Consider the following 17,458-nt stretch of genomic DNA (forward strand, 5'->3'; position numbering starts at 1 on the left):
AAGTTACGGTTCCATCTGGAGAAACAGTGTATGTACCTTCTCCATCTACTGTCTTAGTCGTTGAACCATCTTCGAAGGTAGCTGGTGTATCCTCATCAATTGGAACATTTGGATTGCCTTCCGTGAAGGTTGGTTTACCTGTTTGAGTTTGACCTTGGATATCAGTTGATGTAGCATCTTCAGATGTTGGAACAACTGGAGTAATCTTAGGTGTGTAAGTTGTTTCTACTGTTGTACCGTTAGTATCCGCAGCTTGAACCTTAACTGGGACAACATCGCCGGAATAAGATTTATCCGTTGGTGTGAAGGTCACAACACCTGTATCTTTATCAACGGTGAAGGTACCAATTTCTTTACCTTCTGGTGACTTAGCAACTACAGATGTTGCTGGTTGACCATTTTCATCAAGAAGAGTAATGGTATCCTTGTCGATTGGTGCTACTTCATCACCTTCAGTGAAGGTTACTGTACCTGTTTGAACCAAACCTTGAGGTCCAGTAGATTCAGCAGGTGTTGCAGTTGGAGTTACTGGAGTTACAGTTGGTGTGTAAGTTGCAGAAGCTTTTGTTCCGTTCTTATCTTCACGAACAACTGTTACGGCTGGTGCTTTACCTGTGAATGATTTTTCAGGGACGAATGTAACTGTACCGTCTGAAGCCACCGTGTAAGTACCAACGCCATCGACTGTCTTGGTAGTTGAACCATCATCAAAAGTAGCTGGAACGTCATCATTCATTGGCACACGGCTGTTGCCTTCAGTAAATTTAGGCTTACCTGTTTGGGTTTGTCCTTGTTTACCTGTAGATGTTGTATCTTCTGCAGTCGGTGTTACTGGGGTTACTGTTGGTGTATATGCCGCAGAAGCTTTAGTACCGTTCATGTCTTCACGAACAACCGTCACTGCTGGTGCTGTTCCAGTAAATGATTTCTCAGGAACGAAGGTTACGGTTCCGTCTGCTGCCACTGTGTAAGTACCAACGCCGTCAACTGTCTTAGTTGTTGAGCCATCGTCAAATGTTGCGGCAACATCATCATTCATCGGCACACGGCTGTTACCCTCAGTAAATACAGGCTTACCTGTTTGAGTGGCACCTTGAACATCTGTTGATTCAGCTGGAGCTGCAGTTGGCGTTACCGGAGTCACAGTTGGTGTGTAAGTCGCTGAAGCTTTAGTACCGTTCATGTCTTCACGAACGACTGTGACTGCTGGTGCTGTGCCTGTAAATGATTTCTCAGGAACAAATGTCACAGTTCCGTCTGCTGCTACTGTGTAAGTACCAACGCCGTCAACTGTCTTAGTTGTTGAACCATCGTCGAAGGTTGCTGGAACAGCTTCATTGATAGCCACTGTTTTCTCAACACCATCAACAGTTACTGTTCCACCCTTGAATTCAGGTTTACCTGTTTGAGTGGCACCTTGGATATCTGTTGTTTCAGCTGGTGTTGCTGTCGGCGTTACCGGTACGATTTCAGGCGTGTAGGTTGTATCTACCTTAATACCGTTTGAACTTTCAGCTTGAACCTTGGCTGGTGTTACCACACCTGTGTATGATTTATCTGTCGGTGTGAAAGTGACTCGACCTGTAGCTGAATCGATTGAATATGTACCAATTTCAGTTGTACCATCAGCAGCATAAGCTGGTGTGCTTGTCACTTCATTGCCATCATTATCCAAAAGTGTGTAGCTATTATCTTTAATGGTAATAGCTTTATCTTCACCATTTACTTGAACAGTTGTTCCTGCAAAGGTTGGTGTACCTGTTTGAGTCGCACCTTGGATATCTTTTGAAGTTGCAGGGCTTGCTGTTGGAACAGCTGCTACAACAGTTGGTGTATAAGTTGCATCAGATGTGATAGTTGCAGTCTTACCGTTCGCATTTGTAATTGTAGCAGTTGCCTGCACAGTTACTCCTGCTGCAGTACCAACAAAGTCTTTCTCAGGTGTGAACGTAACTGCTCCAGTCGTTGGATCAATTGTATATGTTCCTTCACCTGCTACTGTCACAGTAGTTTCATCAGTCGGTTGACCAGTCGCTGGATCGACCAGTTTTTTACTTGTAATTTTTGCAGTCTTGTCACTACTCAAATCAAAGGTTGGTGTTTGGGTTTGAGGAACGTTTTGAACATCCGCAGAAACCTTGTCTGTAGGAGTCACTGTGATAGGTGTTACAGTTGGTGTGTACTTAGCTGTTGCTGTCTTAACAGCATCAGCTGACACATCTCCATCTTTATCGTAACCAACCCCTGCAGTAAGTGAAACAGTTACACCAGTAGCTGTTCCAGTAAAGCTTGGTTCTGGAGTGAAAGTCACTTGACCAGTTGTAGGATTGATTGTATATGTTCCTTCACCTGCTACTGTTACAGATGAATCATCAGTCACTTGACCAGTAGCTGGATCCACTAATTTTGCAGGGTAAGTAAGACTAGGTGTGATAGAAATCTTTTCACCATTCGAGTTCGTAACTGTTGTATTAAAGGTAGGAGTTTCAGTTTGAGTTGCTCCTTGAACATCCGTTGATGTTTTATCAACCCCTTCAATATTACTTGGTGTAACAGTTGGAATATAGAGACCATCCATGGTATTTAAAACAGTATCTACGTTAGCTTCGTCAGCTGGGAATTTTGTTGACCAGCCAGTATCATAGCCATTGCTGTCTGTACGACGGATAGAGATGCCATCAGCTGTTCCAAGGAAGTGATCTTCTGGAATGAATTCCACATCCACGTCTGTACCATTACCAGTAATCTTGTATTTACCTTGACCAGGGACTACATAATAACCTTCAGAATCTAAAGTAGCTTTGTTACCATTTGAATCAACGATGTATGGTTCTACTGTTTCATCAATTTTAGCTGACTCAGTTCGGCTATATTTTTGCAAACCACGAGCAGTAAAGGCTACAGTAGCGGTTTGCTTAGCACCTTGAACCCCAGTGGTTTCTTTAAACTCCCCTTTTGGTGGATGGGTGATTTGAGTCTTGAAGTCCTCCACTTCCCCAGATAAGGCCATACCAGTTGGGCTTTCGATTTCTTTTGCATTCTTAGCAATACGGATTCGAACTCCTAATTCATTAACACTTGGGTCAATGTAGGTTTTGCTATTAGCAAATGTTAATTGAACCGTACCATCTTTGGTAATGGTTGCTAGATTCGAACGCTCATCTTCATCAAAGGTTCCATTTTGGTTAAAGTCTATCCAACCGTAGATATAAGCTTCTGAAGCTCCATCTGTATGGGCTTCTATTGACAGCTTGTAGTTACCTGGGCGTGTACGATCCATCTTGATCATCTCATTGGTTGTACCTTTAAGCTCATCTGGAAGCAATTGGTCAATTCCTTCATCGGCCGTAGTTGCCTTATCATCACCGAACCAGTCAAGAACGGTATTCTCATCCATATCTGGGCTCACATTACCAATATATGGTTGATTTACTTTAGCACCAGTTACACCATCTACAGTTGCAATGGTATGCATAGCTTTTCCGTATGACTCAGGAGCGTCCCCTTCATCAATTGGGAAGAATCCTAGCATTGCTGACTGTTTACCACCTGAAGCGACATAAAGCCCCACTTCAGAGGCACCACGCGTCATAACGATTGGAACAGTATAATTACCTTCAGAAATGTTTGGTCCAAAGATACCGGTTCCTAGACCACCTGTAACTTGGTCTGGATTTCCAAAATACTTCCAAGCTACTGGTTTCTTTTCTGGCCCAACTTGAGTAGATCTACGAAGTTGGTTTAAGTTGGTATTATTAAATTTAGGATTAGGTCCAAAAAGATTTTCAGTATCTTGTGGTGAATATGTTACAGAAGTAGTTGGTCTGGTAAACTTTTTCCATTCTCCAATATGCTGCCAACCTTCTCCATTGGTAGTAAACATAACTAATTCACCTGGGTTAGCAGACTCCCCATCAGCCATAACAATAGCTGGCTTAACTGTCTTACCACGGAAGGTTGCAGAGATTTCAAACTGAACTCCAATATTTCCACCATTCAAAGCTGAACTTATGGTAGTCTTCTTGGTTTTCGTATCAATATTCTCAAATCTGATTTCAGTCCAATTATTTTGAGCATCAGCAACGATTTTGGCCTCTTCACCATTGTTAAAAGCTTGCCTAGCAGCATTTGAAGTGACTCCACTTACATAACCATTTTTTGCATTTGGATCATAGGTTGCTTTTTCAGCTTCTGTAGCCCCTTGATTTTCCATCCGTTTCTTATAGATTTCAGTCGCTTGGAAAGGTTTCAAGGATTTGACTTTTACAGTAACTACATAACCAGGCATAATTTCCTTGGTATAGGTAGACCCAACTTGAAGAGCCAATTTTTCTTCTAAGTTCTCAGTTGGTTTAACTTCACTTTTAGGAACTAGTACTGTAGTAGTTCCTGTCCAGTTAGCTACATCTCCAAAGTCCAACCATGAGATTTGGCTAGCCATAGATTTGGCATCAACATTTGTTGTAAAGCCTGGTTTTTCAACTTTTGGAGTTGAAGTTGCATCTTCAACATCATCCCCAATCAAGCTTTCGTCATTAGGATCACCTAATGCACGACGTGTACGACGTCGACCAGAAGTTTCTGCTGTTACAACAGGTTGCTCTACAGCAGACGCTTCGGCTCCACTTGAAAGAGCATTCGTTGTAGAAGCTTCTGCTTGAACGTCCACACCTTGTGCTTCAGATGCTGTTTCTGAAGCAGGTGTCTCAGATGATGCTGATGTAACAGAGGCTGTCGTTGAAACTCCCGTAGTATTGCCTACACTTGTAGAGCCAGCAACACTAGTGGTAGATGCTGCAGTAGTTGCTGACGTTGACGAAGCTGCTTGAGATGTTGTCTCACTAGAAGCTTGTGTTGTAGACGTTTCAGAAGTAGCTGCGCTAGCATTTGAAACGGTTTGAGACTGACTATTAGTCTCAGAACTTGATAAGAAATTTGCGACTTCCGTCGAAGCTTGAGCAGCAACAGCATTCTGAGAAGATGTCTCATCACTCACTGTAGAAGTAGTGCTAGCTACATCTCCTGCTTGGACTTGGTTAGCTGTTTCATCGGCAGATACTTGACTAGCAGTACCAACCATAACCAGAGTTCCAAGAAGAACGGAGCAAACCCCTACATTCAGCTTACGAATCGAAAATCGACTTATACGATCATTAAATAAATCTTTACCCACTTTGGTAATCCTCCACACTTATACTATTAAGTATCTCACCCCTCAATGAGATTAAAAGTATTTAAAAATACTAATCGTTAAATATTTTAACAAAATTCCTAATATTTGTGAAAAGAAATGCTCTTATTTTCAATTTTTTTATAAGGTTCACTTAAAAATAATCATGTAATCAGTAGAATGATTATAAATATCACTATTTTTATAAACGTTTTAATTAATAATTTTATAATTATTTATTTTTAGAATTGTCAGTAAAAAGAAACTTATGATTTTATTTTTTTCAAAAATCGATTTTCAAAATTAATAATTCATTAGAACTTTTAAATTAGTAAGTCATTATTGAAATTAAAATGGTTTGTTATCAACTCAGTCCTTCTAAAAATTATAGCTTATAACCATCTTAACTATAGTTTAGAAGCCTATTTAACGACATTTTTTATCCTGTTGTTTTCAAGAAAAGCAAAATTTCTTTGAAAAGATAATTTCCCTCTTCTCTTAATACCTTCTAAGCCATATGACACTTAGAACTAAATCTGTTGAAAATACAAACCAAATCAGCCATCTTGCTTTAAACCATTTGGAATAAATATGATTTTCTTCTCTTGTTATTATTATCCAATTGATTTACCTACCTACGAAAAAAGCTCTATAATCTCTTCAATAGTTTAACCTACTAAATCGATTATAGAGCCAAAAAAAGAAGATCCAAAGACCTTCTTTCTATTTAAGTACTACTTAAATTATTTTACTGTGCGGATACGCATAGTGTTTGTACCACCTGTACCTACTGGAACACCAGCAACGATAACAATGTTGTCACCAGATTCTACAAGACCTGATTCCAATGCAACTTTTTCAGCAACATCAAACATATCATCAGTTGAGCTTGGTTTTTCAGTAACTACTGGAATAACACCCCAGTTAAGCATCAATGATTTTTGAGTAATTTCATCGAATGTTACAGCCAAGATATCAGCTTCTGGACGGTATTTAGAAATCAAACGAGCAGTGTTACCTGATTCAGTAAGAGCAACAATAAGTTTGATATCCATTGAGTTAGTAGCATCTTTAACTGCAGATGCAACTACTTCAGTCTTAGTTGAACGGTCAAATGTTGATGAATCAAGACGACCATACTCTTTAAGAAGAGTTTGAGCGTTTTTATCAATTGTAGCCATTGTACGAACTGATTCAACTGGGTATTTACCATTTGCAGACTCACCAGAAAGCATTGTAGCATCTGTACCATCGATAACTGCGTTAAATACGTCAGATACTTCAGAACGAGTTGCACGTGGTTTTTCTGTCATTGTTTCAAGCATGTTAGTAGCTGTAACAACAACTTTACCAGCAGCGTTTACTTTAGTGATGATCATTTTTTGGTAAACTGGAACCATTTCGAATGGTACTTCGATACCCATGTCACCACGAGCGATCATGATACCGTCAGCAGCTTCGATGATTTCATCGATGTTATCGATACCTTGTTGGTTTTCGATTTTAGCCAACAATTGAACATGACCGTTACCAGTTTCTTCACAGATAGCACGAACTTCTTGTACGTCTTTTGCAGTACGTACGAATGAGATAGCGATAAAGTTAAGACCTTGTTCAAGACCAAAACGGATATCAGCGTTATCACGTTCAGCAAGTGCTGGGAAAGGAATTTTAGTGTAAGGGATGTTTACACCTTTTTGTTTAGCGATGATACCATCATTTTCAACTTCAACGATGAATTCACGTTTTTCAGCATCTTTGTCTACAACACGAAGACCAAGTTTACCATCATCGATAAGAACTTGTTTACCTACTTCTACATCGTCAAAAACGTCAAGTGCACCTGCAACGTTCAAAGCGATAACGTCGCGAGTTGATTTGATACCTTGTTTAGTAGCAACACGAATTTGTTCACCAGTTTTGTATGCATACTCTTTAGCATCACCTTCGAACAATTCAGTACGCATTTCAGGTCCTTTTGTATCAAGAAGGAAACCTACTTTTTGACCAGCAAGGTCTTCTGCCATACGAACGACATCCATACGTTCACCTTGTTCAGCGTGGTCACCATGTGAGAAGTTGAAACGGAAAACGTTGGCACCTTCCTTGATCAATTGAGCAATGTTTTTAGCAGATGCTTCACGGTCAAGTTTTTCACCCCAGTAACCATCTTCACCAAATTTTTTGCCGCCACGGATTTCAACCGCAGGACCAAGTGTTGCAACGATTTTTACGCGTTTATTCATGATAAATAAAAACTCCCTTATATTTTTTGTCGCCCTAGCGACGGATTAACAATAATTTAAATAACCGAGATTAGCTCAAGTTAGCCAATGAACGGTTAAGGTCTGCAAAGTCAAGACGAGCTTTGTGTGGATTGTTAACGATAATTTTACCGTCTTCAGTAAGACTGAACAAAGCGCCTTCTTCTGCTGTACCAAGGATTGGGCTTTCAACAAGCTCTTCATTGTGGATACCAACAGCTACACCACCAATACCTTGTTTAAGGAGGTCAACCGCATGAGCACCCATCCATGAAGCAAGAACACGGTCACGCGGAGTTGGCGAACCACCACGAACCACGTGTCCAATGTTTGTTGCACGAAGATCTGAAGTATCTCCAGCTTCTTTCATTTTAGCTGCAAATTCTTCAGCACCCATAACACCTTCAGCAAGTACGATTACGTGGTGAGTTTTAACACCTGATTCGTAACCTTCTTTAACTTTACGGACAACTTCGTTGATGTCGTACTCTTCTTCAGGTACGATAATTTGGTCTGCACCAGAAGCGATACCAGCCCAAAGAGCGATATCACCAGCGTGACGTCCCATAACTTCAACGACAAAAGTACGTCCGTGACTGAAAGCAGTGTCTTGAATTTTATCGATAGCTTCTGTTGCAGTTGCAACAGCAGTATCAAAACCAATTGTATAGTCTGTACCAACGATATCGTTATCGATAGTTCCTGGAAGACCAACAGCTGGGAAACCATGTTCAGTCAAACGCATAGCACCATGGTAAGAACCATCTCCACCAATAACTACTACACCTTCGATTCCATGTTTTTTAAGTTGCTCAATACCTTTAAGTTGACCCTCAAGTTGGGCAAACTCAGGATAGCGAGCAGACTGAAGGAAAGTACCACCACGGCTGAGGATGTTGTCTACGCCTTTGGCATCAAGTTGGAAGATATCTCCTTCAACCATACCAGCGTATCCACGGTTAATGCCGAATACTTCAATTCCTTCAGAAATTGCTTTGAGAACAACTGCGCGAGCGGCAGCGTTCATACCAGGGGCATCTCCACCACTAGTCAAAACAGCAATACGTTTCATTATTCCTGATACTCCTTTTATATATTTAACATTTTCATTATAACATAAAGAATTCTAAATGGCTTTAAATTTGAAAAGATTTATTGTTTTTTTTATCGTAAAACCGTTTTCAACACATAAGGTGCTAATTCCTGATTAAGTTCCTCGTTCTTGGATACTCTATATCTTTGACTAACGATGGTTTCCTTACTTCCTTGATAACGAATAATGACAGGGATGTTTCCAGGATACTTAGCTAAGATTTGAGAAACGTCTAAGTCCTGATCATGATTCTCAAGTAAAATCCAGAAACGCTCCGTACTAGCTTCCTCCATGTTGGACAAAATTAACTGAATGCGTCCATCACGCTCCTGGGTCCGCCCATCAAGATAAAAGAGACCACCTTCACTTAATTTATCCTTATGATAGAAATAAGTTTCTGGGAATAGAGTAACATCAAGTTTATTGATCCCATCAGTTACGTTCAGAAAGGCCATCTGATCACCTTTTTTAGTTCTGATAATTCGAACGGACTCTAGCTGAACCAAAACCGTCGCCTTAGTATTAACCGTCAAATCAGAAATTGGTTGATAGGGACGAGAGGCCATTTTTTGAGCTAGGTGTAAAGGATGAGGACTAAGCCCAACTCCTAGTAACTCCTGTTCTAAATTATAACGATCCGTCTGGCTATAGTCTTCATAATCAACCCAAGAATAAGAGGACTCTGCAAACAAACTTCCTAACTCATTGACAAAAGTAAAGAGGTTGTTTAAATTGCCAATGATTTTCTGACGGTTTGGTTCAAAAATATCAAACAAACCAATTTGAATAAGAGGTGTCAAAATATCGACTTTCTGATATTTACTAGGAATACGTGTCAAAAAGTCTTCTATAGAAATGTATTTGCCATTTTGTTTGCGATCCTCAATAATCCAAAGGGAAAAATCTCTTGGCAAGCCTTTGATAGTCTTAAGGCCTAATACGATCTTGCCATCTGAAATCTTGTCCAGATAGGGAATCCTATTAATATCGAGTCTAGCTAGGGAGAAGCCATTTTCAATTGCATCCTTAATGTAATCACTAGACGAATAATTCAACATAACGTCATAGAATATCTGTGGGTAGTGCGTTTTGAAATAGGCTAACTGAAAGGCCAAAGCTGAGTAGGCATAGGCATGACTTCTATTAAAGCCATAACCCGCAAACTTAGCCATCATACTAAAGAGTCTTTCAGCAATCTGTGGGTCACGTCCTAACTGACGACTTCCTTCCATGAATTGTTCGGACATCTTGGACATTTCATTGGCATCTTTTTTAGACATCGCTCGACGAAGCAAATCGGCTTTTCCAAGTGTAAAGCCCGCAAATACTTGGGCAATCTGCATAACCTGCTCCTGATAGAGCATGATGCCATAAGTAGGCTCAAGGATTGGTGCAACTACTGGATCAATCAGATCTACTTTTTCCTTACCATACTTACGAGCAATGAAATTATCTGTATAATCGCTGGCTCCAGGACGGTTAAGAGAGGTTGTCGCTACGACTTCTTCGAACTTAGCAGGTTTAATTCGTTTAAGGAGGTTTATGGCACCCGCCTGCTCAAACTGAAAAATCCCCTTTGTCTTACCACTGGCAAAAAGTGCTAGGGTCTGTGGATCTTCCAAGTCAATGGATTTGATATCAATAGTGATGCCCTGCTCTTCTTCAAGCTTCTCCTTCATTTTTTGAACAAAGGTCAAATTACGGAGACCCAAGAAATCCATCTTAAGCAAGCCATTGGCCTCAACTGCGGAGGCATCGTACTGAGTAACCATCATATCCTCACCAGCTTTTAGAGGAATATGATTAGTCAGGTCATCATCACTCATCACTATACCGGCAGCATGAATTGAGGTTTGTCTTGGCTGGCCTTCAATAGCCTTAGCAATTTCAAATGCCCTCTGAAATTCCTGTCTCTGATTAATCAGCTGTCTGAATGACATATTCTTCTCATAGACAGAGGTCAAGTTATCACGAAAAGAAATCTTTTTACTTAGTTGGGACAGTTCAAATTCCTTAGCACCAAAACGTTTAAAAACATCTCGAATAGCCTGCTTGGCTCCAAAGGTTGAAAAGGTAACAATCTGAGCAGAGTGCTTACTACCATAACGGTCCCTAACATAATGAAGAAACTCGCTTCGATAGATATCAGGCAAGTCGATATCAATATCAGGCATGCTATAACGCTCTTCATTTAGGAAACGCTCGAAAAGCAAGTCATTTTTAACGGGATCAATTCCAGTAATGTCAAGAACATAGGCCACCAAGCTTCCTGCAGCAGATCCACGTCCCATTCCCATATAATAACCACGGCTACGCCCAAAGCGTAACAAATCCCAGACAATCAAGAAATAATCATCAAAGCCCATCTGATGAATGATAGACAATTCTTTGTCTAAACGTTCCTGATAAACTGCTGAGGTTAACTTTTTAGACTCCAATCCAGATTGAGCTAATTGACTTAATTGGTCAACTGCTGGCATATCTCGATTAAAACGTGGAAGCTTCAAATCTGTATCAAATTGATAAGTAATGTCTGAAACAAGTTGCTCCAAATTGTTCAAAGCCTCTGGAATATCGCTATAGGCACTTTCCATTTCTTGAGGCGAGAAAAGTAGCTGATTCATAGGACAAATAGAGGCCTCTGACAAGGAAACATTTTGTGAGATGGCATGCAACACCTGAATCGTCGAGCGGTCTGAATTCTCAAAGTAACGCACTGTATGTAAGGGAACCACAGGATAATCAAACTCTTTGCCAGCATCTTCTGGCCTTACCCCAATGAAAACCTCTGAACCAAGTGTCATCCCTGACTCCCAGTCTTCACTCGGAAGGATGAGGGCAATAGCATTCAGATAGTCCGAAAAAGCTGTAAGTTCACGTTGTCCTGAGGAAAGCTCTGTTGCCAACTTCATCAAATTTTTATAGCCCTGATTATTTTTTGCTAATAGACGAAAAGGAATTTTTCTTCCCTCGTAAAATAGATTAGCTTCCATACCAATCAAAGGACGTAAACCGTTTCTACTTGCAAGCTGGGCAAAATGATAAGCAGCATAGAGATTGTCACGATCCATCAAACCAAGGGCTTGATAGCCAAGCTCTTTGGCACGCGCAACGTAGCTGTTCAAATCTACGACACTATCCATGAAACTATAGACGGATTTTGTATCCAATTGTGCAAACATGAAGGCCTCCTTTCTATCTTTCTATTATAGCATACGCTACTAGTAAAAACGCCTCTACCATATTAACTGTTTCAAACAAAAAGAATGAGATAGAACAACATTTTAGACATTGTCCTTATCCCATTCTTTTAAGTGATCATTATTTTTTTACTAACACATCATTGCTTTTGATAGCAAGATTGAATATCAAAGTTTAGAAAAACAACTTAGTCCCTTATTGCCAATATGATGGGCGTTGTTTTTCATAGGCAGCAATCAAATCTTCATATTGAAGAGTGATTCCAATATCATCAAGCCCTTCAACCAATTTACGTTTCCACTCATGATCGATATCAAATGGAAACTCTCCTGCTGAAGATTTAATGACTTGGTTTGGAAGGTCAATCGTGATTTCCTCACCTGCAGGAAGAGCAGCCAATTTTTGACGTACTTCCAAGGGTTGAACGATTGGCAACATACCATTCTTCAATTCGTTGTTATAGTGGATATCTGAAAATGATCCAGCGATAACACAGCGGAAACCATAGTCTTCCAATGCCCACGCAGCGTGTTCACGAGATGATCCTGAACCAAAGTTATCACCAGTAACCAAAATAGTCGCATCGCGATACTCAGGTTTATTGAAGACGAAATCAGGATTTTCTTCGTAGTCATCATTAAGATAACGCCATTCAAACATCAAATTCTTACCGAAGCCTTTTTTATCAACAGCTTTCAAGAATTGTTTGGGAATGAGTTGGTCCGTATCGATGTTATCATTCATCAAAGGTACTGATTTCCCTGTATAGACGGTAAATTTTTCCATTATCTTCTCCCTTATGCTTGAACTTCTGGCATATAGCGTACATCTACAAATTTACCAGCGATTGCCGCAGCTGCTGCCATTGCTGGACTACAAAGGTGAGTACGAGCTCCATATCCTTGACGTCCCTCAAAGTTACGGTTACTTGTAGATGCACAGTGAACGCCTTCTGGAACATGGTCTGGGTTCATACCAAGACACATTGAGCAACCTGGATCACGCCATTCAAATCCTGCATCCAAGAAAATTTTATCCAAACCAAGACGTTCAGCTTCTTTCTTAACTGGACGTGAACCTGGAACAACAATAGCTGTCAATGTTGGTGCGATATGTTTTCCTTTAACGAATTTAGCAGCTAACTCAAGGTCGCTAAGACGTGCGTTAGTACAAGAACCAATAAAGACATAGCCAAGATCGATATCTTTAGCATATTCGCCAGGCTTAACATCCATATACTCGTAAGCACGTTCATCATTAAAGTCTTTGATTTCTGGGAATGGTTGATCAAACTCAACACCCATTTCAGGGTTAGTTCCCCATGTAACCATAGGTGCCAATTCTGAAACATCAATAGTGATTACTTTATCGTATTCAGCATCTGGATCTGAGACCAAGGTTTTCCAGTCAGCTACTGCTTCTTCAAACTTCTCACCCTTAGGTGCGCAAGGACGCCCTTCAACATAATCATAAGTTTTTTGGTCTGGATTCATAAGACCCATCTTAGCACCAAATTCAATAGACATGTTACAGATAGTCATGCGTTCATCCATTGAAAGAGCATCGATAGCTTCACCACAATATTCAACTGCGTATCCTACACCAGCATCAACGCCATAGCGTGCAATGAGTGCAAGAATAAAGTCTTTTGAATAAACACCTGGCTGTGGTTTACCAACAAATTCAACCTTCATTTTCTTCGGTTTCACTTGCCACAAACATTGTGTCGCAAAGACATGTTCTACCTCAGATGTACCAATACCAAAGGCAATAGCACCAAAGGCACCATGAGTAGCCGTATGACTATCTCCACAAACGACAAATTTTCCGGGTTGACTACGACCTGTTTCAGGACCAACCATGTGGACAATCCCCTGACGAGCAGTACCGTGGGTAGCCGCATCAATACCAAATTCCTCAACGTTTTTCGCCAAAGTATCAATTTGGTTTTTAGAAATAAGGTCACGAATGTTAAAAATATCAACCGTAGGAACGTTGTGGTCTGTCGTACCAAAAGTTAAATCTGGGCGACGAACTTTACGTCCAGCATCACGAAGTCCTTGAAAGGCCTGTGGACTTGTAACCTCGTGAATATAATGCTGATCCACATACATCAATTGTGGTTCGCCCTCATTTCCAGTAACGACGTGGCGTTCCCAAAGTTTATCAAAAATTGATTTTCCGCTCATAAAATACTCCAATTATAATCTAAGGATTAGCTAATCCGAAAGTCTTGTTAGAATAAGGTATAAAAGAAAGACATCTATAACAATTCCTATAAGCCAGCAAAGCTTAAAGTACCATTTGTTAATTTTATGTCTAAAAAGTCTTCCACCTAGAAAGGCACCAATACCACCAAAGATCAGTGTCTGTAATAATAATGCCTTCTCAGAAATCCGTCTCTTATGTCGGATAGCCTTATGTTTATCAAGGCCATAAACCAATAAGACGACAATATTCCATACCAACAAAACACTTAGTAACACTAGTTTTAGTGTCATGAGTTTAGAGATTGCCAATAATAGCTGCTGTCATTTCAGCAGTCGAAGCCTGACCACCCAAATCACGTGTCAAGATGCCTTGATTCAAGGTCTTATCAACAGCATTTTCAATCAATTCTGCCCCTTCAGTTTCATTGAAACTTTCACGTAACATCATAGCTACTGACAAAATCATTGAAATTGGATTGGCAATACCTTGACCAGCGATATCTGGTGCTGAACCATGAATAGGTTCATAAAGACTTGGACCATTTTCAGAATGACTGGCAGATGGCATAACACCTAAAGTTCCTGGAAGGACACTTGATTCATCAGACAAGATATCACCAAAAAGGTTTTCTGTCACAACCACATCAAAACGAGCTGGGTTGGTAATCATAATCATTGCAGCACTATCAACGAGCTGATGTTCAAGAGTTACATCTGGAAACTCCAAAGAAACTTCATCAGCAACCTTACGCCACAATTTAGAAGTTGCCAAAACATTTTGTTTATCAATGCTAGTGACCTTTTTGCCACGACCTTGAGCAATCTTGAAGGCACGACGCATGATACGACGAATCTCATCTGCTGAATAATCATTGATATCGCAAGCCTTATCTTCTTCCAAAATGTGCTCACCAAAGTAAATACCACCTGTGAGCTCACGAACAACGACGAAGTCTACGCCCTCAATACGCTCAGGTTTAAGAGGTGACAAGTGTTTCAAAGCATCAAAGATGCGGACAGGACGGATATTAGCAAAGAGATTCAACTCCTTACGAATGGCCAAAAGTCCTTGTTCAGGACGAACTGGCGCATTGTCATATTTAGGTCCACCAATTGCAGCCAAGAGGATAGCATCTGCTGATTTAGCAGCATCCAAAGTTGATTTAGGAAGTGGATGACCCTCGGCATCAATGCCAGCACCACCAAATGGTTTAGCATCGATGTCGTAATCAAATCCAATTTTTGAAGCTACTTTTTCAAGAACTTCAAGACCTGCTGCCATAATCTCAGGTCCAATTCCATCACCTGAAAGTGTTACAATTTTCTTTATCATGTTTAACTCCTCTTCGGCTTATGGAAGGTCACGATAAGAAACCTTACGTGCCATCTCACCAGCATTTTCTTTTTGAACCAATGTATTAGCATTGATATAGGCAATTGCTGATGCTTTCAAGACGTCAAAGTCTAAACCAGATGCATTGAAAATAGTATCTGTATCTACATTTTCTACAGTTACAAGTACACGCGCTTGCGCATCAATACCATCAGTTACTGCGTCAATATTATAAGAAGTCAAGCGAACTGTTTGGTTGAAGAATTTGTCAATAGCATTGAAGATAGCTTCAACTGACCCTTGGCCATTTGCCAAAAATTCAACAGATTCACCATCTTCATTAGCCAAGCTTACTGTAGCAGTGATTGTTTCATCAGCATTAGTAGTCAAGCGAAGATCTTCGAAGTGGAAACCTTCTGGATTATCTACACTTGTACCAGCAACAAGTGCACGAATATCTGCATCAGTAATATCATGTTTTTTCCCAGCCAAGACTTTAAATTTGGCAAAGAGTGGTTTGATATCTTCTTCCACAAAATCAAGCTCAAGTTCTTTCAATTTTTCAACAAAGGCATGACGTCCTGACAATTTACCAAGAGGAAGACTGTTACTCTTCACACCTACCAATTCTGGTGTGAAAATTTCATAAGTTTGTGGGTTCTTAAGAACACCATCTTGGTGGATACCTGATTCATGAGAGAAGGCATTTCCACCAACAACAGCTTTATTTTTAGGAACAGGAATTCCAGAGAAGCGAGAAACAAGCTCTGAAGTATTCATTGTTTCATTAAGAACAATATCACTTGTTGCTTGGAAAAAGTCTTCACGAATTTTCAAAGCAACAGCTACTTCTTCAAGAGCAACATTACCCGCACGTTCACCGATACCATTAACAGTTCCCTGTACACGTCCAGCACCGTGTTTAATTGCTGTCAAAGTATTTGCAGTTGCCATACCGAGGTCATCGTGACAGTGAACACCAAAAACAACTTTATGGTCTGATTTAATATTTTCAGTCAAATGATCAAAAATACGTGCAAACTCTTCTGGAGTCGTAAATCCTACTGTATCTGGAATATTAATATATGATGCACCAGCATCAACCGCTGTTTGAACAACTTCAGTCAAGAAATCAAGCTCAGTACGAGTAGCATCCTCTGGTGAAAACTCAACAACATCGAAACGTTCACGCGCATAAGTCACATGCTCTTTTACAGCTTCAAGAATTTCTTCTTTTGATTTCTTCAATTTAAACTCACGGTGAATCGGACTTGTTGCGATAAAGACATGAATTTGTGGATACTTGGCATCTTTCAAAGCCTCATAACAAGCATCAATATCAGATTTTACTGAGCGAGCCAAGCCGGTAACAGAAGTTGTTGTCATAGCTTCTGCAATTTGTTTTACTGCCTCAAATGAATCTGGACTAGCTGCAGGGAAACCTGCTTCGATTACAGAAATTCCCCATTTTTCAAGTTGCTTAGCAATGGCAACTTTTTCTTTGATTGAGAAGTTAACTCCAGGTGTTTGTTCCCCATCACGAAGACTTGTATCAAAAAATTCAACTTTACGCATAGACAATCCTCTTTCTAAAAGTAAAAACGATAGTAGTAAAAAAACATCTCACTCGGAAACCCAAGCGAGATGTTTTTACCTCCCGCTTGGTAAGCCAAACAGGACTAATGCTTTTGCACTAGCCCTCATTACGCAATAGCAAAACAGTTGTAGTTGCGAATGTCATTTGACTCATTTCCTTTCGATGTATCTTGGTTAATATGATACATCTTTCCAAGTTGAAAGTCAAGGAAAAATTACTGAATTGACTGACTTTTCTGACCACTATTTACATTTATTTTCAAGAAAACAAAAAAGCTGACCGAAGTCAACTTTTTATTTGTTAATGATAACTACTTATCTCAGCTTATTTTCCGAGGTAGTATTCAGAAACAACGTTCAATTTTTCGTCAAATCCGAATACCAATGGTGGGAAGTTTGGAATTTCAACGTCCATGATTTCGTCATCAGACAAGCCTTTGAAGTGTTTTACAAGGGCACGGATTGAGTTACCGTGTGCTCCTACGAATACGTTTTTACCATCTTTAAGTGCTGGAGCGATTTTATCTTCCCAGAATGGACGGGCACGTTCCAAAGTCACTTTCAAGTTTTCAGCATCTGGAATTACTGAGT

Annotated in this window: 10 protein-coding genes; all 10 read right to left on the reverse strand. The window is 40.1% G+C overall.

Features of this window, described 5'->3' with window-relative positions; all coding sequences use genetic code 11:
- Window positions 1-5,173 (reverse strand): CshA/CshB family fibrillar adhesin-related protein (locus HMPREF2607_RS05950; protein WP_148130157.1); only part of this gene is annotated, 5,173 nt, incomplete at its 3' end.
- A 740-nt stretch (window positions 5,174-5,913) separates the two neighbouring features.
- Window positions 5,914-7,416, reverse strand: coding sequence for a pyruvate kinase (gene pyk, locus HMPREF2607_RS05955; RefSeq protein ID WP_002884118.1), 1,503 nt, complete (start codon window positions 7,414-7,416; stop codon window positions 5,914-5,916).
- A gap of 70 nt (window positions 7,417-7,486) precedes the next feature.
- On the reverse strand, window positions 7,487-8,506 hold the full coding sequence (gene pfkA, locus HMPREF2607_RS05960; protein ID WP_002884051.1) for a 6-phosphofructokinase: 1,020 nt from the start codon (window positions 8,504-8,506) through the stop codon (window positions 7,487-7,489).
- 92 nt (window positions 8,507-8,598) lie between these two features.
- Entirely contained in the window at window positions 8,599-11,709 is a 3,111-nt protein-coding gene (locus tag HMPREF2607_RS05965) for a DNA polymerase III subunit alpha (protein ID WP_070476319.1), read from the reverse strand.
- A 214-nt stretch (window positions 11,710-11,923) separates the two neighbouring features.
- A complete protein-coding gene (gene leuD, locus HMPREF2607_RS05970; RefSeq protein ID WP_002884116.1) occupies window positions 11,924-12,514 on the reverse strand; it encodes a 3-isopropylmalate dehydratase small subunit in 591 nt (196 codons plus the stop codon).
- An 11-nt stretch (window positions 12,515-12,525) separates the two neighbouring features.
- Window positions 12,526-13,917 carry a 3-isopropylmalate dehydratase large subunit gene (leuC, locus tag HMPREF2607_RS05975; protein WP_022496499.1) on the reverse strand — a complete coding sequence of 464 codons (1,392 nt, stop codon included), beginning with the start codon at window positions 13,915-13,917 and terminating at the stop codon, window positions 12,526-12,528.
- Between the two features lie 30 nt (window positions 13,918-13,947).
- Window positions 13,948-14,229, reverse strand: a complete 282-nt coding sequence (locus HMPREF2607_RS05980) for a DUF1294 domain-containing protein (RefSeq protein ID WP_037598114.1) — start codon at window positions 14,227-14,229, stop codon at window positions 13,948-13,950.
- Between the two features lie 4 nt (window positions 14,230-14,233).
- A complete protein-coding gene (gene leuB / locus HMPREF2607_RS05985; protein WP_070476322.1) occupies window positions 14,234-15,271 on the reverse strand; it encodes a 3-isopropylmalate dehydrogenase in 1,038 nt (345 codons plus the stop codon).
- 18 nt (window positions 15,272-15,289) lie between these two features.
- On the reverse strand, window positions 15,290-16,846 hold the full coding sequence (locus tag HMPREF2607_RS05990) for a 2-isopropylmalate synthase (protein ID WP_060971493.1): 1,557 nt from the start codon (window positions 16,844-16,846) through the stop codon (window positions 15,290-15,292).
- Window positions 16,847-17,192: 346 nt separating this feature from the next.
- The coding region (locus HMPREF2607_RS05995) for a 2,3-bisphosphoglycerate-dependent phosphoglycerate mutase (RefSeq protein WP_083278661.1) at window positions 17,193-17,458 on the reverse strand (266 nt) is incomplete at its 5' end.

Origin of the sequence: Streptococcus sp. HMSC078H03, assembly GCF_001808655.1 — a bacterium.
In the GTDB taxonomy this organism is placed as follows: domain Bacteria; phylum Bacillota; class Bacilli; order Lactobacillales; family Streptococcaceae; genus Streptococcus; species Streptococcus salivarius_G.